At 71.6% G+C, this 16,981-nt stretch carries 17 protein-coding genes and 1 tRNA gene; 14 read left to right on the top strand and 4 right to left on the bottom strand.

The annotated features are described in order from the left end of the window. The first annotated feature begins 23 nt into the window (after positions 1–23). From ACGWYL_RS00295 to ACGWYL_RS00275, 5 genes are all read left to right on the top strand, one after another. Positions 24–2,372: a choice-of-anchor G family protein gene (locus ACGWYL_RS00295; RefSeq protein ID WP_395486117.1), complete on the top strand. Its 2,349-nt coding sequence runs from the start codon at positions 24–26 to the stop codon at positions 2,370–2,372. A gap of 89 nt (positions 2,373–2,461) precedes the next feature. Next, entirely contained in the window at positions 2,462–3,232 is a 771-nt protein-coding gene (locus tag ACGWYL_RS00290; RefSeq protein WP_179423902.1) for a DUF5819 family protein, read from the top strand. Next, positions 3,229–4,212 (top strand): HTTM domain-containing protein, encoded by a 984-nt coding sequence (locus ACGWYL_RS00285; protein WP_395486116.1) that lies wholly within the window; start codon positions 3,229–3,231, stop codon positions 4,210–4,212. Before ACGWYL_RS00290 ends, ACGWYL_RS00285 begins: the two co-directional genes overlap by 4 nt. A gap of 22 nt (positions 4,213–4,234) precedes the next feature. Continuing rightward, positions 4,235–4,681, top strand: a complete 447-nt coding sequence (locus ACGWYL_RS00280; RefSeq protein WP_395486115.1) for an HAD family acid phosphatase — start codon at positions 4,235–4,237, stop codon at positions 4,679–4,681. 139 nt (positions 4,682–4,820) lie between these two features. Then, complete coding sequence (locus tag ACGWYL_RS00275; protein WP_395487226.1) at positions 4,821–5,312, top strand: DUF3145 domain-containing protein; 492 nt, start codon at positions 4,821–4,823, stop codon at positions 5,310–5,312. Between the two features lie 19 nt (positions 5,313–5,331). Here the strand turns inward: ACGWYL_RS00275 and ACGWYL_RS00270 are convergent, their stop codons facing one another. Next, on the bottom strand, positions 5,332–5,844 hold the full coding sequence (locus tag ACGWYL_RS00270) for a hypothetical protein (protein WP_395486114.1): 513 nt from the start codon (positions 5,842–5,844) through the stop codon (positions 5,332–5,334). A 60-nt stretch (positions 5,845–5,904) separates the two neighbouring features. Here ACGWYL_RS00270 and ACGWYL_RS00265 point away from each other — a divergent pair, with 60 nt between their 5' ends. Next, positions 5,905–6,879 (top strand): alpha/beta fold hydrolase, encoded by a 975-nt coding sequence (locus ACGWYL_RS00265; protein WP_179423910.1) that lies wholly within the window; start codon positions 5,905–5,907, stop codon positions 6,877–6,879. Here ACGWYL_RS00265 and ACGWYL_RS00260 read toward each other — a convergent pair. Together ACGWYL_RS00260 and aceE are read right to left on the bottom strand one after the other, a co-directional pair. Further along, positions 6,813–7,901, bottom strand: coding sequence for a phosphatase PAP2 family protein (locus ACGWYL_RS00260; protein WP_223302965.1), 1,089 nt, complete (start codon positions 7,899–7,901; stop codon positions 6,813–6,815). The genes ACGWYL_RS00265 and ACGWYL_RS00260 overlap by 67 nt on opposite strands. Positions 7,902–7,958: 57 nt before the next feature. Further along, the gene (gene aceE / locus ACGWYL_RS00255; protein WP_179423912.1) at positions 7,959–10,718 is read right to left on the bottom strand and encodes a pyruvate dehydrogenase (acetyl-transferring), homodimeric type; all 2,760 of its coding nucleotides are present in this window, start codon (positions 10,716–10,718) and stop codon (positions 7,959–7,961) included. 117 nt (positions 10,719–10,835) lie between these two features. Between aceE and ACGWYL_RS00250 the strand changes: the two genes are divergently transcribed. The 6 genes from ACGWYL_RS00250 (at position 10,836) to ACGWYL_RS00225 (ending at position 13,693) form a co-directional block, all read left to right on the top strand. After that, on the top strand, positions 10,836–11,222 hold the full coding sequence (locus tag ACGWYL_RS00250) for a DUF3052 domain-containing protein (RefSeq protein ID WP_179423914.1): 387 nt from the start codon (positions 10,836–10,838) through the stop codon (positions 11,220–11,222). 2 nt (positions 11,223–11,224) lie between these two features. Then, a complete protein-coding gene (locus ACGWYL_RS00245) occupies positions 11,225–11,683 on the top strand; it encodes a peroxiredoxin (protein ID WP_269302850.1) in 459 nt (152 codons plus the stop codon). Between the two features lie 179 nt (positions 11,684–11,862). Beyond that, a tRNA-Val gene (locus tag ACGWYL_RS00240) sits at positions 11,863–11,936 on the top strand. A gap of 64 nt (positions 11,937–12,000) precedes the next feature. Continuing rightward, entirely contained in the window at positions 12,001–12,426 is a 426-nt protein-coding gene (locus ACGWYL_RS00235) for a DUF6153 family protein (protein WP_269302848.1), read from the top strand. A gap of 95 nt (positions 12,427–12,521) precedes the next feature. Beyond that, complete coding sequence (locus ACGWYL_RS00230; protein WP_179423919.1) at positions 12,522–13,118, top strand: DUF305 domain-containing protein; 597 nt, start codon at positions 12,522–12,524, stop codon at positions 13,116–13,118. Further along, on the top strand, positions 13,115–13,693 hold the full coding sequence (locus tag ACGWYL_RS00225) for a CueP family metal-binding protein (protein WP_395486113.1): 579 nt from the start codon (positions 13,115–13,117) through the stop codon (positions 13,691–13,693). Before ACGWYL_RS00230 ends, ACGWYL_RS00225 begins: the two co-directional genes overlap by 4 nt. 48 nt (positions 13,694–13,741) lie before the next feature. On the opposite strand, the gene ACGWYL_RS00220 is transcribed toward ACGWYL_RS00225, so the two are convergent. Next, the gene (locus ACGWYL_RS00220) at positions 13,742–14,419 is read right to left on the bottom strand and encodes a HEAT repeat domain-containing protein (RefSeq protein ID WP_395487225.1); all 678 of its coding nucleotides are present in this window, start codon (positions 14,417–14,419) and stop codon (positions 13,742–13,744) included. Between the two features lie 78 nt (positions 14,420–14,497). Here ACGWYL_RS00220 and ACGWYL_RS00215 point away from each other — a divergent pair, with 78 nt between their 5' ends. Both ACGWYL_RS00215 and ACGWYL_RS00210 read left to right on the top strand, forming a co-directional pair. Next, entirely contained in the window at positions 14,498–14,827 is a 330-nt protein-coding gene (locus ACGWYL_RS00215) for a TfoX/Sxy family protein (protein ID WP_395486112.1), read from the top strand. 47 nt (positions 14,828–14,874) lie between these two features. Next, positions 14,875–16,980, top strand: coding sequence for a DEAD/DEAH box helicase (locus tag ACGWYL_RS00210; RefSeq protein WP_395486111.1), 2,106 nt, complete (start codon positions 14,875–14,877; stop codon positions 16,978–16,980). Position 16,981: the final 1 nt, after the last annotated feature.

Here is a 16,981-nt window from a genome sequence, read left to right as displayed (position 1 = left end):
CGACGCAGCGAATCGAGGGAACCTTGAACGAACACAGCCGAAGGTCTCGCGGCCTTCTGACCCGTGCCCGCGCCGTCGCGATCGGCACGGCGGCCGCCGTGGTCATCGCGCCCACGGCACTCCTCAGCTCGGCCCTGGCCGACGACGTCGTCGTGGCCGGCGACGCGGCAGCCCATGGCCACGGCCTCTTCGTGGAGGGTCTCGGCCTCGACGTCGCTGGGGCTGCGCGCTCGATCGCGAGCAGCGCCACCGCCCCGGGGCCCACCACCGACGACCTCGACGCCACGGTGCTCGAGGGCCTCGTCGACGTGAACCTCGGCACCGTGAGCCTGCCGCTCATCACGCCGACCGAGGGCGGGGACGGCCTGCTCTACCTCGGCGACCTCGGCACGATCTCGAGCCGGTCGGCGGCACCCAGCCCGACCGAGGCCGTCGCCTCCTCGGGCCTCATCAACGAGGACGGCTCGCTGAACGTGGACACCGCGGCCGGCGGCGACTTCGAGCCGGCCCAGCTGGACGTCACGCGACTGCTGGGCCAGGTCATCGGGGCGGAAGCCGTCGAGGAGCTCGTCAGCGGCGCCTCCCTCGAGATCGGCGCCCTCGGCGCCCGCGCCGCGAAGGACGGCCCGACCGTGACGAGCGAGTACGCCGTCTCGGACCTCGAGCTCAACGTGGACAGCCCGCTCGTCGCGGCGCTGACCACCGACGTGGACACCGCGGTGGGCGCGACGCTGCAGCCGCTCGTGGACCTGCTCGGCACCGGAGGAGCGGTCGAGACTGCCGTCGGCGACGTCGTGGAGACCATCGACGCCCTGCCGCTCGTCTCCGCCGAGCTCGACGCGGTCTCGATCGACACGCAGTCCGTGGTCGACTCCGTGCGCACCGAGCTGCTGAGCGAGCCGCTGTCCAACGCGGAGGGCTCCGTCTCGGTCAACCTGGCCGACGGCACCATCACGGTGGACCTCGCGCAGCTCGTCCTCGACGCCGCCGGCGTCGAGGACCTCAACGAGCTGCCCGCGAACACCGAGGTCCTCAGCGGTCCGGTCGTGAACGCGGTGCTCGACGGTGTCACCGACGCCCTCGTGGGCCCCGGTGCGGACTCGCTCGTCTCCAAGGTCGTCGACGTGGTGACGGACGGCGTCTACGACGCCGAGCTCGACGTCGCCATCGATGTCACGGCGCCGCTGGGCGTCACCGCGCCCGTCTCGATCAACGGCACCCTCGGTGGGTTCCTCGGTGAGGCCGGCGCCGCCGAGCCGACGGTCGACGTCAGCGGCCTCGAGCTCTTGGGCATCGACCTCGGTGGGATCCTGACGCCGGTCACCACCGCGCTGACCGGACTGGTCGGCGACCTCGGTGCCCCGCTGGAGCCGGCCGTCGACGAGGTCCTCGCCGACGTCCAGCCGACCGTGACCACGGCGCTCGAGCCGCTCGTCACCGAGCTGCTCGACGACGCGCTCGAGCCGCTGCTGGAGCAGGTCGTCGACGCGCGGATCAATGCGCAGCCGACGGCCGCGCCGTTCAGCGGCACCGGCGACCTCGGTGCCGGCAGCTTCACGGTCCGCGCCCTGTCGATCAGCGTGCTCCCGGAGATCGCCGACGTGGACATCGAGCTCGGCTCGGCCTCCGTGCGGGCGCTCGACGAGGTCGACGCCGATGCCGATGCGGACGCGGTCGATGCCGTGGACGCGGACGCGGTGGACGCGGACGCGGTGGATGCGGACGCGACGGACGCCACCGACGCGACGGATGCGACCGACGCGACGGATGCCACGGACGCGACGGATGCCACGGACGCGACCGACGCGGTCGATGCGGACGCGACGGATGCCACGGACGCCACCGATGCGACGGATGCGACGGATGCGACCGACGCCACTGACGCGACCGACGCGACCGACGCGACCGACGCGACGGATGCGACCGATGCGACGGATGCGACCGACGCCACTGACGCGACCGACGCGACCGACGCGACCGACGCGACGGATGCGACCGATGCGACGGATGCAACTGACGCCGGGGCGACGGACGCGACCGACGCCGGCGCGACGGACGCGACCGACGCCGGCGCGACGGACGCGACCGATGCCGGGGCCGACGCCGACGTGAGCGCCGACGCGGATGCCACGGACGCCGACGCGACGGACGCCGGAGCAGACGCGGACGACGCCCTGGGCGCCGACGCGCTCGAGAACGACGTCGACAGCACCGACGCGCTCGACGGCGCAGGCGGCAACGGCGTCGACGGCACGGGCACCCTGGCGGCCACGGGCAGTACTTCCTCGCTGCTCTCCGTGGCAGGCGCGATCATCCTCGTCGCGCTGGGTGTCACCGCGATGGTGCTGTCGCGCCGACGCGGAAAGGCCTGATCGGCCACCCGTGGTGACGGGTCGGGAGCGTTTCCCAGGCGCTCCCGGCCCGTCCACTCACCCCGCACACCCCGCCTCCAGGAGCCCTCGTGAAGTCAGCCAAGGCAGCCGACCCGGTCCGGCGGACCGGGATCGTGGCGCTGATCATCGCTGCGGTGGTCATGCTGACGACCGCCCTGGTCGTGGCACCCGAGGGCACGCCCCTGCGCGAGCAGGTGCGGTCCCTCGTCCTGCCGTACTTCGGCCAGAACTGGCGCGTGTTCGCGCCGGACATCCTCAAGACCAACCGCACCCTCGAGATCCGCGCCCAGTGGCGCGACGACTCCGGGGACCTCGTGCGCTCGGACTGGGTGTCCGTCACCGACATCGAGCTGCGGGCCGTAAGGGGCCACGTGGTGCCGTCGCGCATCGCGAAGAGCAGCTGGAACGCCTCCAGCACGTATCTGCAGCGCTACCAGGCCCTGGACGAGGTCCAGCGCGAGACCGCCCGGGACTCCTTCGTCGAGGGCGACGGGGCCGGGTCCCGCGCCGTGCCCGACGCTGAGCTCATCGATCGGCTCGGGGCAGGCGACCCGGACGTCATCCGCTTCCTGCGGATGGACTACATGATGATGCGGAACGCCACGATGTACGCCACGGCGGGATTCGGGCGGCCCATCGAGCACGTCCAGTGGCGCGTGGTGCGACAGCGTCCGAACGACTTCGCCAACCGGTTCGTGGAGCGGCAGCAGTTCCGCACCGCGACCACCACGTTCGGCTGGCGCCGGGCGAACGTGAGCGTCGAGCCCCGCGTCGTCGAGGCGTACCGCGACCTGATTCGGCGGCACGGTGCCGGCTGGGTCTTCCAGGAGGCCGCATGACGACCCTGCAGTCCCGCGTCGACGGCCTGCTGACCTGGCTGACCTCGGCCCAGCACCACCTGCGGAGCTTCGCGCTCCTGCGGATCCTGCTCGGCGTCGCGATCCTGCTGACTCTCGTGCCCAGCGCCCGGGATCGCGAGCTGCTGTGGGGCGACGCCTCCTTCTGGGTGGACCCCGAGGCCAGACGGCGGGGCTTCGCCACGTTCGACGTCCTGGTGCCGAAGGACTCGCCGTTGCTGTTCGAGGTCGCCTTCTTCGGCCTCGTCGTCCTGGCGGTGCTCTTCACGATCGGCCTGCGGACGCGGATCGTCCTCCCGGTCATGCTGGTGCTGCTGGTGTCGCTGCAGGCGAACAACCCCTACGTGCTCAACGGCGGGGACACGCTCATCCGGCTCGCCCTGCTGTTCATGCTGTTCGCGAATCTCGACGCCCACCTCTCGGTCGACGCGCTGCTGCGGCGTGGCCGCGCGCGGCGACGCCGGGTGCCGGCCCACGTCGCGAACGCCGCCCACAACGTCGGCCTCGTGCTCTGCTGGTTCCAGATTCTCGTCGTGTACGTCGTGTCGGGCTTCTGGAAGCTGTCGGGAGGGGAGTGGCTCGACGGGACGGCCCTCTTCTACGCCCTGCGCCTGGACGCCTTCGCCGTGCAGCCGATCGCGAACGAGCTGCTGTGGCAGTCGTCCCTGGCGATCGGGCTGGCCACGTTCGTGGCACTGTGGGCGCAGACGCTGTTCCCGCTCGCCGTCCTGTGGCGGCCGACCCGCATCGTCGTGCTCGTCACGCTGGTCCTGATGCACCTCGGCGTCGCCACGCTGATGGGGCTGTGGCCCTTCTCGTTGGCGATGATCGGGCTGGACCTGCTCTTCGTCCGCGATTCGACCTGGGTCGACCTCCGCGCCCGTGCCCGCCGCCTGCGGCAGGGCGACCGGCGACCGACGGAGAATCCGGGGCGACCCCGTGCGGCGGCTCCGGTGCGCTGACCGCCGCTGACAGGATGGCCCCATGACCCGTGAGGCCGCTCTGTTCGATCTCGACGGCACGCTGTGCGACACCTCGCAGATCGAGCACCTCGTGACCGGGCCCGACGCCGACTACCGCGCCTTCCACGCGGCGTCGGCCGACGCGCCCACCCGCGCCGACGTGCACGCCGCGCTGGACGAGGCGCGGGGCAGAGGTCTGGCGATCGTCCTGTGGACGGGCCGGGAGTTCCTGTGGCGTGACCTGACGCTCGACTGGCTCGACCGGCACGGCATCGCCCAGGACGGCCTCTACATGCGCCTGGCCGCCGACTACCGGCCCGCCGCCGTGGTCAAGACCGAGCTGCTACGAGACATCTCCTCGGACGGGCTGACCGTGGTGGAGGCGTGGGAGGACGACCGTGAGATCGTCGACCTGCTGCGCTCCGCGGGAGTCCCCGACGTCCGACAGGTCGCGGGTGGGGCGTCGTGAGGCGCTCGTCGGGGCAACGCTTGTCGGAAGTGCTCGGGATGGGTCACAATGGGGACAGGTATCACCCGAGATCGCTGGGGAAGGCGCACCTAGGGAGGTACCGATGAACACGGTGAATACGGTCCGGACCGGCACCCCGATGACGCGGGGTGTCCTTTTCGTGCACTCTTCACCCTCGGCTCTGTGCGCCCACATCGAGTGGGCAGCGGCCGGCGTGCTGGGCGGCAAGGTCGACCTCGCATGGACCCCGCAGCCCGCCGAGCCGGGCACCTACCGCGCCGAGCTGTCGTGGCAGGCCCCGTCGGGCACCGCCGCGGCGCTCACGTCCGTGCTGCGCGGCTGGGACCTGCTCCGCTTCGAGATCACCGAGGAGCCCACCGCCACCAGCGAGGGCGCCCGCTACTCCTTCACGCCCAGCCTGGGCATCTTCCACGCCATGACCGGCCTGCACGGCGACGTGCTCATCCCCGAGGACCGCATCAAGGCGTTCCGCGTCAAGGCCGCCCAGGGCGACATCACGATGGACGAGGCCCTCGACGGCCTGCTGGGCGTCAAGTGGGACGCCGAGCTCGAGCCCTTCCGTCAGGCGGGCGAGGGCGCTCCCGTGCGCTGGCTGCACCAGGTGATCTGACCCGGTGATCTGACCCGGCTCAGCCGATCGTGACGGTGATGTCGGGCGTGGAGTCGCCCGACGCCTTGTCGGTGACGCGGAACTTCCGCTCGCCGGTGCGCGACGTGTAGATCTTCGTCTCGAAGCGACCGCCGTCGGTGGCCGCGACGGTGACGGGGAAGTCGTCCCACGGCCCGTCGCCGTCCTTGACCTGGATCTGCAGCTGCGCGCCCTTGTCGGCCGACGGCAGCACGCCGACGATGTCGAAGCGCTCGCCGGGGGCGGCGCGGTTGCCCGGGACGGGCGTCAGCTTGGGCTGGGGGCCCTTGTCCTCGGGCTCGGGCTCGGGCGTCGGGGTGGGGGTCGGCGTCGGCGCCGTGGTGGGCGCGGTCGTGGGAGCCGCGAGCGGCGGCAGGTCGGCCGAGGTGACGCCCGTGGCGGTCAGCGCGCCGGCGGAGAACAGTCCGATCCCGACGCCCAGCGCCACGCCGATGAGCGCGAGCCAGCCGAAGGCGCGCGCGGCCGGATGGCGCAGGTCAGGTCGAGACGTCACAGCCGGAAGTCTACGGGGCTTCTCCGAGAATCCCGCGACGACCTGACCTACGATGAGCGAATGGTGCGGCCCCCCGAGCGCGGAGCGGTGGACGACGTCGACTACGTCGTGGTCCACGGCTACCGCCGCGCGTATCGGATGCGCGGATCGGGCCCGCCGCTGCTGCTCCTGCACGGGATGGCCTGCGACTCCAGCACCTGGTTCCCGGTGATGGACCTGCTCGCCGAGCACTTCACCGTCATCGCGCCCGACCTCCTCGGCCACGGCGAGTCCGACAAGCCCAACGCCGACTACTCGCTCGGCGGCTTCGCCAACGGCATGCGCGACCTGCTGACGATCCTGGGCATCGACAAGGTCACGGTCGCCGGTCACAGCTTCGGCGGCGGCGTCGCGATGCAGTTCGCCTACCAGTTCCCCGAACGCACCGAACGGGTCGTCCTGGTCTCCAGCGGGGGACTGGGCCCCGAGGTCACGCCGCTGATCCGCGCCCTCACGCTGCCGGGCGTCGGGCTGGGCATGCGCCTGGCCACGCTCAAGCCGTGGCGCGGGGTCGCCAGCGGCGCCCTGCGAGCGCTCTCACGCGTCCCGGCGGCGCGCGACCTCGACGAGGTGGCCGCGATCTACGAGCGGCTCGCCGACCCCGCCACGACCCTGGCGATCCGCCGTCTCACCCGCACCGTGCTCGACATGAACGGCCAGTTCGTCACGATGGCCGACCGCGCCTACCTGACCCGGCTGATGCCGCTGCTGGTGGTCTGGGGACGCGACGACCGCGTCATCCCCGTGGCCCACGCCCAGCGGCTGCCGCTGCTGGAGAACTCCCACGTGCACGTCTTCGAGGACTCCGGGCACTTCCCGCACAAGGACCACCCCGAGGAGTTCGCCCGGCTCGTGGTCGACTTTTGCCGGATCCAGGCGCCGGCGCAGTACCACCGGGGAAAGTGGCGCGCGCTGCTGCGCCGCGGCGATCAGGCCGGGTTGGCCAGCGTGTCGCTGTCGGACGCCGGGTCGGAGTCGCCCTCCGCCGTCAGCTGAAGCTTGTGGTGCCTCTGGTGCCAGAACCCGTTGCCGGTGGCCCAGCCGCCCAGCGCCACCGCGAGCCAGCCGATGAAGGCGCCGGCGATGTCGTCGGCGATGAAGTGCCAGCCGAAGTAGATCGTCGCGATGACGGTGAGGACGAAGTAGACCCAGGCGGTGATCTGCAGGTAGCGCGGCTGGTCGGTGCGCTGGAAGAACAGGACCGCGGTGAAGGTCACCGAGACGTGCAGCGAGGCGAACGCGGCGATGCCCCAGATCGGCGCGCCGGTGGGGTCTTCGTAGTTCTGTGCCGCATTGATGAACAGCGACTCCTGCAGCTGGGTGACGCCCGTGGTGGGCAGGTCGTCGAACAGGGTCGCGTTCGAGTACGTCGGGCCCAGCGAGGGGAAGATGTAGTAGCTGGCGGTGCCGAGCACCCAGTTCAGCGAGAGCGCCGTGGCGTACCAGGCACCGAGCGTGTAGTCGCGGTTCAGCACGAGGAACGCGGCCAGCGTGATCGGGATCAGCATGAGGTAGCTGACGTAGACCGTGGCCAGCACCTGTGCCGAGATGCCCGTGCCCAGCAGGCTGTGCATGACGTCGGCGGGGTGGTTGCCGAACATCAGCCAGTAGTCCCAGCGCGACAGCATCGTGTCGAAGTTGACGCCCTCGCGCAGGACGGGCAGGAAGCCCTTGATGTTCCGGTAGGCGACGTAGCAGATGTAGAACGTCAGCAGGCCGGTCGCGATGTGCGCGACGCGGCCCCAGGTCCACTCGTCGCGCACGATCTCGCGGGCGCCACGGAAGGCGTGACGCCACCCGGCGCGACGGATCGCGGCCGGCACGACGCCCAGGGCGAAGAACGCCAGGCCCATGACGGGCAGGCGGACGTACGCCGGACCGAGGAAGCCCTCGGGATCCTTCAGCGCGATGCCCAGCTGGGCCGACAGCACGAGCGCGGTGATGCCGATTCCGGCCGCGAGAGCGACCCCGAAGGTGTACGGCCACGCGCGCAGCACGTCCCACCATCGTCTGAGCATGCGCACCAGTCTACGGCGCCCTCACTGAGAGCACCCTGAGGCGTCCTGCCGAACGGGTCAGGCGTCGGCGCCCTCCTGCTTCACGCCTGCAACGGCGGTGGGATCGTCGATCCGCAGCGAGTCGAACGCCTCCTGCGCGACCTTCGCGTCGATCCGACCCTCGCGTCCGAGCGACGCCAGCACCGCCACCACGATCGACTCGGCGTCGATCTGGAAGTAGCGGCGGGCACCCGCGCGGGTGTCGGCGAAGCCGAAGCCGTCGGCGCCCAGCGAGGTCCACGTGCCGGGCACCCAGCGCGAGATCTGGTCGGGAACGGCGCGCATGTAGTCGCTGACGGCGATCGTGGGGCCGCCCTCGCCGAGCTTCGTCGTGATCCACGGCGTCCGGGGCTCCTCGGCGAGGTGGTTGAAGTTCCACCGCTCCGCGGCCTCGGCCTCGCGGGCCAGCTCGTTCCAGGACGTGACCGACCAGACCTCGGCGGCGACGCCGTACTCCTCGGCCAGCGTGGCCTGGGCCTGCAGCGCCCACGGCACCGAGACGCCCGAGGCGAGGATGCGCGCGGGGGCGTCGCCCTCGATCGGCGACGCGGCGTAGCGGTGGGCGCCCTTGAGGATGCCCTCCACGTCGACGCCCTCGGGCTCGGCCGGCTGGTTGATCGGCTCGTTGTAGACCGTCAGGTAGTAGATGACGTCCTCGCCGAAGCTGCTGCCGCCGTGGTCGGAGTCGCCGTACATCCGGCGCAGGCCGTCGCGCATGATGTGCGCGATCTCGAACGCGTACGCGGGGTCGTAGTGGACGACCGCCGGGTTGGTACGCGCGATGAGCGGCGAGTGGCCGTCGGCGTGCTGCAGGCCCTCGCCGGTGAGCGTCGTGCGACCCGCCGTGGCGCCCACGAGGAAGCCGCGCGAGAGCTGGTCGGCCATCGCCCAGAACGAGTCACCCGTGCGCTGGAAGCCGAACATCGAGTAGAAGAGGTAGACCGGGATCATCGGCTCGCCGTGCGTCGCGTACGCGCTGCCGGCCGCGATCGCCGAAGCGGCCGCGCCGGCCTCGCTGATGCCCTCGTGCAGGAGCTGGCCCTGCTCGCTCTCCTTGTACGCCAGCAGCAGCTTGCGGTCGACAGACTCGTAGGTCTGGCCGTGCGGGCTGTAGATCTTCGCCGACGGGAACATCGAGTCCATGCCGAACGTGCGGTACTCGTCCGGCGCGATGGGGACGATCCGCTGGCCGATCTGCTTGTCCTTCATGAACTCGCGCAGCAGCCGCACGAACGCCATCGTCGTGGCGATCTGCTGCTTGCCCGAGCCCTTGCGCAGGTCGGCGTACGCGCCCTCCTCGGGCAGCGTGAGCGGCTTGGCCCGCACGATGCGCGACGGCAGCGAGCCGCCGAGCTCGCGTCGGCGCTCGAGCATGTACCGGATGTCCTCGTGGTCGGCGCCCGGGTGGTAGTACGGGGCGCCGTCGGGGGAGTCGATCTGCTCGTCGGTGATCGGGATCCGCAGCCGGTCGCGGAAGGTCTTCAGGTCGTCGTTCGTCAGCTTCTTCATCTGGTGCGTCGCGTTGCGCGCCATGAACGACTCGAGCAGCCAGCCCTTGATGGTGTGGGCCAGGATCACGGTCGGCTGGCCCTTGTGCTTGCGAGCCGACTCGAACGCGGCGTAGACCTTGCGGTAGTCGTGACCGCCGCGCGGGAGCTTCTCGATGTCCTCGTCCGAGAGGTGCTCCACGATCTTGGCCAGCTCCGGGTCGGGACCGAAGAAGTGCTCGCGGTTGTACGCTCCCGTCTCGATCGAGAGGGTCTGGAACTCGCCGTCGGGCACGCGGTTCATCTGGTTGACGAGCGCGCCCGTGGTGTCGCGGGCGAGCAGGTCGTCCCACTCGCGTCCCCACACGACCTTGATGACGTTCCAGCCGGCGCCCAGGAAGAAGGACTCGAGCTCCTGGATGACCTTGCCGTTGCCGCGGACCGGGCCGTCGAGCTGCTGCAGGTTGCAGTTGACGACGAACGTGAGGTTGTCGAGCTGCTCGCGGGCGGCCAGGCCGATCGCGCCGAGGGACTCGGGCTCGCCCATCTCGCCGTCGCCCAGGAACGTCCAGACGTGCTGCTCGCTGGTGTCCTTGATGCCGCGGTTCTCCAGGTAGCGGTTGAAGCGCGCCTGGTAGATCGAGTTGATCGCCGCGAGGCCCATCGAGACCGTGGGGAACTCCCAGTAGTCGCTCATGAGGCGCGGGTGCGGGTAGGACGGGAGGCCCTTGCCCTCGCCCTGGGACTTCTCCTGGCGGAAGTTGTTCAGCGCCGACTCGTCGAAGCGGCCCTCGAGGAAGGACCGGGCGTAGATGCCGGGCGCGGCGTGGCCCTGGTAGTAGATCTGGTCGCCGCCGCCGGGGTGCTCCTTGCCGCGGAAGAAGTGGTTGAAGCCGACCTCGTAGAGGCTGGCCGCCGACTGGTAGGTGGCGATGTGGCCGCCCACGCCGAGGCCGGGGCGGTTCGCCCGCGACACCATGACCGCGGCGTTCCAGCGGATGTACGAGCGGATGCGTCGCTCGATGTCCTCGTCGCCGGGGAACTCCGGCTCGCGCTCGGGCGGGATGGTGTTGATGAAGTCGGTGCTGCGCAGCGCCGGCATGCCGACGGCCCGCTCACGGGACCTCTCGAGCATGCGCAGCATGACGTAGCGGGCGCGGTCGCGTCCTCGCTCGTCGACCATCTGGTCGAGCGAGCGGAGCCAGTCCTGCGTCTCGTCGGGGTCCACGTCGGGCAGCTGTGTGGGCATGCCGCCGTGGATGATGGGGCGGTCGGGGCCGGATGAGGCCATGGTGCACTCCCTGGGGTGTCGGGATGGACCCTTCCATCAAACCACCCGGAGTTCGCTAGTGTGAGTCCGGCAAGGAACCGATACGCCCTACTGGACAGTAGGGAAGAAGGAGGTGCGGTGGACGCGGGGAAGCTGGGCTTCGAACCTGACTCCGTCATCCAGGAGCTCGGCTGGGACGAGGACACCGACGCGGAGTTCCGCTCCGCCATCGAGTCCCACACGGGCAGCGAGCTGGTGGACGGCGACATCGGCGAGGTCGTCGATGGCGTGATCCTGTGGTGGCGCGAGGAGGACGGCGATCTGACCGACGCCCTCGTCGACGCGACGCAGGATGTGGCCGAAGGCGGATTCGTCTGGCTCCTGACCCCCAAGGTCGGTCACGAGGGACACGTCTCGGGCGCCGACATCGGTGAGGCCGCCCCCATCGCGGGCCTGTCGATCACCACGACGTCCGCCGTCGGCCCGAACTGGGTCGCCACCAAGCTCTCCACGCACAAGAGGTGACCGTGAGCATCGAGATCGGGTCGCCCGCACCGGACTTCACCCTCAAGAACCAGCACGGCGAGGATGTCACGCTGTCGAGCCTGCGTGGCCGCAACGTGGTCGTGCTGTTCTACCCCTTCGCGTTCAGCGGGATCTGCACCGGCGAGCTGTGCGAGATCCGCGACAACCTCGCGATCTTCAACGACGTCGACGCCGAGGTCCTGGCGATCTCGTGCGACCACATGTTCAGCCTGCGCGCCTACGCCGAGCAGGACGGGTACGAGTTCAGCCTGTTGAGCGACTTCTGGCCGCACGGCGCCGTCTCGAAGGCCTACGGCATCTTCCAGGAGAAGGCCGGTGCCGCTGCCCGAGGCACCTACGTGATCGATCGCGAGGGGATCGTGCGCTGGAAGGTGGAGAACGGAATCGGCGAGGCTCGTGATCTCTCTGCTTACCGTGAGGCACTTGCGTCACTGGGGTAATCCCACAGCAAATTTTCAGACCACAACGCGTGGAAATCACTCACGCCGGCCATGCCGATCTGGTTTGATGGAACTACCGCGCCGCCGGGGACCCGAGACTCTGGCGCCGCGGCTTTTCTGTGCCGGGGCGGGACGCGAGTCGCTTGCGTTACCGTTCTCCTGCACGTCCTCGTGCCGAGGGGCGAATAGCTCAGCTGGTCAGAGCATCCGGTTTACACCCGGAAGGTCGGGGGTTCGAGCCCCTCTTCGCCCACCGCACCCCGTCGCCGGACCGCTCGGCCCCGGTCGTGACCGACGTGCCGACCTACACTGGCCGCATGTCCGTGGAGGCGGTGAGGAGCCGGGGTCGCATCCGGTTCGTGTTGCTGGGTGGACTGCTCGTCGCGGGTGTGATCGTCGGCCTGCTGGGCATGCACACGCTCAACCTCCACGGGACCCCCGCCGCGCAGGCTCCCGCCGTCGCGCACGCCGCGCACGACGTGGGGGAGCACCTCGCGGCCGACGCCGTCGTGCCGGCCGCCGAGAGCCCGACGAGCTGCGTCGAGTGCGCCGTCGGCGGCCACCTGGGCATGGCCATGGCCTGTGTCCTGGCGCTCCTGCTCGTCCTGCTGGTCCTCGCGCTCCCGCGGCTGCTCCCGTCGTGGCTCCATCGCCCGTGGACCGTGCCCGCGCGGCTCGACATCGCGCTGCCCGTCCTGTCCCGAGCACCCTCGCTCCACGCCCTCTGCATCAGCCGAACGTGATGGGTCGGGCCCCTGATGACACCCGTCACGGGGCCTCCTGCCCGAGCCGCGCCGACGACGGCGCGTGCCGACACCCTCACGAACACGGAGAAGACATGAGACGACGTACTGCCGCGCCCGCGGCACTGGCCCTCCTCGCGGCGCTGACCCTCGGCGGCTGCTCGGACGATGCACGCGAGCCCGGAGCCGACCACCGCGGTCACGGCTCCGCGGACGCGCAGACCGAGAGAGCGGACGCCAACGAGGCGGACGTGATGTTCGCGACGATGATGATCCCGCACCACGAGCAGGCGATCGAGATGAGCGACCTGATCCTCGCCAAGGACGGGATCGACCCGCGGGTCCGCGCGCTGGCCGAGGAGATCAAGCAGGCCCAGGCCCCCGAGATCGAGCAGCTGCGCGGTTGGCTCGCGGACTGGGACGCCCCCACGGCCGACGCGTCGCACGGCGGTGGCCACGGCGCCGGGATGATGGACGAGCAGGACATGGCCGCGCTCGAGGACGCCGAGGGCGACCGCGCGTCGCGACTGTTCCTCGAGCAGATGATCGAGCATCACGAGGGCGCGATCGACATGGCGCGCAGCGAGGTCGCCGACGGGCGTCACCCGGACGCCGTGGGCCTGGCGGGCTCGATCGTCGCCACCCAGCTGCTGGAGATCGAGCGGATGAACGACCTCCTGGAGCAGTCGTGACCGCGCGGCGGCGAGGCGTCCTCGTCCTGCTGGTCGCGTGCCTCCTCGCGATCGCCGCGTGCTCGGGCGGCGGCGACGAGAAGGCCGACGGCGCCGAGGAGGCGTTCCTGGCCCGGTACGACCTGGACGGGCTCTCGACGCGCGAGATCATCGACCGCCTCGACGCGATGCCTGTCCAGGATCGTCCGGAAGGGCTCGCGGCCTCGGTGCGTCCCGACGTCCTCGTGCTCGGCGACGGGCGGCGGGAGGTGGAGCTGCCGATGCCGCGGGACGAGGTCTACGTGTCGGTCGCGCCCTACCGCCGGGACACACACGAGTGTCACTTCCACAGCCTCACCACGTGCGTGGGCGAGCTCGCGAACACCCCGCTGCGCGTCGAGCTCACGGCGACGGACGGCGAGGTCGTGCTCAGCGAGACGCGGTCGACGTTCGACAACGGCTTCGTCGGTCTGTGGGTGCCGCGGGGGATCCGCGGGACGCTCACGGTGGAGCACGAGGGCAGCCGGGGGACCGTGCCGGTGTCGACGCAGGGCGACCAGGACGCCACCTGTGTCACGACGCTCCGGCTGACCTGAGGTGCAGTCGCGGGGCGCCCGGGCATCGGGCGCTCCGCGACTGCGGGCCTACAGGAGCGTCGACAGCCGCTTCTTGCGGCGGTTCTCCCGGACGATCCACGCGACGTCCGGCAGCTCGGTGTCGAGGGCGAGGAACGCGCCGAGACCCACACCGGGATCGGCCGCCACCGCCACGCTCCAGCCGTAGCCCAGCGCCTGGCGCAGGGTCCGGGCGTCGGGCCGGCGGGCCGCCTCTGCCGGGAGTGCCGCGAGGTGACGGGTCGCCCGCGCGCAGACGTCGACGGCGGCGGCAGCGGTCTCGCTCGTGCGCAGCAGGCGGGGCTCGCAGATCGCGGCGACGGCGGCGCGCTGGACGAGCGGACTCGGGTCGTCGACCCAGCGAGACGCGATCGAGCGCCACGCGCCCGGGTCGGTGTCGCCGAGCAGCTGGAGGCCGATCGCCACGCCCTCCCGCACGCGCCAGCGCTCGTCGTCGGCGAGCGCGCGGGCGGTGGCCTCGACCGAGGGGTCGGACGACCGGCGCCCGGTGGCGGCGGCCGCGCACATGGCCGGGTACTCGCGCCCGTCGGCGAGCAGCGCCTCGACGGCGGCGGGGTCGGCTCGCTCGGCCACGACCCCCACGAGGGAGAGGTTCGCGCGGGGACCGGGCAGCCCCGATCGCGCCTCCACGTACTCCGGCCACTGCGTCGGATCGAGGCCGTCGAGGTCCTCACGCCACTGGCTCATGTCGGTCACGGCCCGACCGTAGCCGCCCACGGGGTCGCGGGGATTCCCGTCCGTGCCTCCTCGTGGGAGGGTCGGGCCATGACCGAGTCGCCTCAGGACGCGCTGGCGAGCCGGGTACGCGACCAGTTCTCGGGACGGGTCACGCGTGAGGTCACGATGTTCGGCGGACTGTCGTTCATGGTGGACGAGGCGCTCACGGTGGCCGCACGTCGCGACGGGAGCCTGCTGGTGCGGGTCGACCCGGCGACGCGGGCGGAGGCGCTCGCCCGGCCCGGCGCGGAGCCGGCCGCGATGCGGAACGGGCGGGTGATGGGCGACGGGTGGCTCTCGGTCCGGTCCGAGGGGCTCGCGACCGACGACCAGCTGCGGTCCTGGCTGGACGTCGCGCTGGCCGCCGCGGGCCGCTGATGCAGCGGTCCGGAGGCGTTGTCGGCGGAGCCTGACACGATCGGTGCATGACGTCGATCGCCACGACCACGGCCGATGAGGCCCTCGAACGACTGCGCGCCCTCACCGGGCGCCCCGACGCGACCTTCCACGAGGGCCAGCTCGAGGCGATCGCCGCGCTGGTCGACCAGCAGCGTCGCGCGCTCGTCGTCCAGCGCACGGGCTGGGGCAAGTCGGCGGTCTACTTCGTGGCCACGGCGCTGCTGCGCGCGCGAGGCGCCGGGCCCACGGTGCTGGTGTCGCCGCTGCTGGCGCTGATGCGCGACCAGGTCGCCGCGGCCGAGCGTGCGGGCGTCCGCGCCGCGGCCATCAACTCGGCCACCGTCGAGGAGTGGGACGACATCGAGTCGCGCCTGGCGAACGACACGATCGACGTGCTGCTCGTCTCGCCCGAGCGGCTGAACAACCCCACCTTCCGCGAGCAGCAGCTGCCGCGGCTGCTCGACCGGATGGGCCTGCTCGTGGTCGACGAGGCGCACTGCATCTCCGACTGGGGCCATGACTTCCGGCCCGACTACCGTCGGTTGGCCCACGTGATCGAGTCCCTCGGCTCGCACGTGCCGGTGCTGGCCACCACGGCCACGGCGAACGCGCGGGTCGTGGCCGACGTCGCCGAGCAGCTGGGCGGCGACGTGCTCACGCTGCGCGGCTCCCTCGCGCGCGACTCGCTGCGGCTCGGCTCGCTCACCCTGCCCACCGCCAAGCAGCGGCTCGGCTGGCTCGTGGCGCACCTGGGCGACCTCACCGGCAGCGGGATCATCTATGCGCTCACGGTCTCCGCGGCCGAGGACACCGCGCGGCTCCTGCGCGAGGCCGGCTACGAGGTGCGCGCCTACACCGGTCGCACCGATCCGTCCGAGCGCGAGGAGCTCGAGCAGGCGCTCAAGGACAACCGCGTGAAGGCGCTCGTGGCCACCAGCGCGCTCGGGATGGGCTTCGACAAGCCCGACCTCGGCTTCGTCGTCCACCTCGGCGCCCCGTCGTCGCCCGTGGCGTACTACCAGCAGGTCGGCCGCGCCGGCCGCGCCACCGACCGCGCCGACGTGCTGCTGCTCCCGGGCACCGAGGACCGCGAGATCTGGCGCTACTTCGCCACGGCCTCGATGCCCGACCCCGAGCGGGCCGAGCGCGTCATCGGCCAGCTCGGGTCCGAGCCGATCTCCACGCCCGCGCTGGAGGCCCTCGTCGACGTCAAGCGCACCCAGCTCGAGCTGCTGCTGAAGGTGCTCGACGTGGACGGCGCCGTGCGCAAGGTGCGCGGTGGCTGGATCGCCACCGGACAGCCCTGGACCTACGATGCCGAGCGCTACCAGCGGATCGCCGTGGCCCGCGAGCACGAGCAGCAGGCGATGCTCACGTACGAGCGCGGCGAGACGTGCCGGATGGAGCTGCTCCAGCGCGACCTCGACGACCCGTCCGCGACCCGGTGCGGCCGGTGCGACGTGTGCACCGGCTCTTGGTACCCGACGGACGTCCCCGAGGCCACCGTCGGGCGAGCCACCGAGGCGCTCGACCGGGTCGGCGTCCCGATCGAGCCACGGGGCCAGTGGCCCACCGGGGCCGACCGCCGCGGCGTCGACGTCAAGGGCCGGATCGCGGTCGACGAGCGCGCCGAGACGGGTCGCGTCATCGCGCGACTCACCGACCTCGGCTGGGGTGGTGCGCTGCGCGAGCTGTTCGCCGCGGGCGCGCCCGACCAGCCGATCCCCGAGGCGCTCGTCGGCGCCGCCGTCCGCGCGTTGCGCGACTGGCCGTGGGAGCAGCGACCCGTCGCCGTCGTCGCGATGCCGTCCGTCACGCGTCCGACCCTCGTGTCGTCCGCGGCCGAGACGATCTCGCGGCTCGGGCGGATGCCGCTGCTGGGCACGCTCGACCTCGACCCCCACGTCCCGCGTGCGGAGACCGGTGGCAACAGCGCCTTCCGGCTGGCGTCGGTGTGGGGACGGTTCGCGGTCGGCGCCGACCTGGCCGCGCGCCTGCGCGGGGTGGACGGACCGGTCCTGCTCGTCGACGACCTCGTCGACAGCCGGTGGACGGTGACGGTCGCGGCACGTGAGCTGAGGCGGGCCGGCGCGCCCGCGGTGCTGCCCTTCGCGCTGGCGACGGTGGCCTGAC

This window comes from Aeromicrobium sp. JJY06 (genome assembly GCF_044069275.1).
Classification (GTDB): domain Bacteria; phylum Actinomycetota; class Actinomycetes; order Propionibacteriales; family Nocardioidaceae; genus Aeromicrobium; species Aeromicrobium tamlense.
This window is presented reverse-complemented; position numbering and strand designations above follow the sequence as displayed.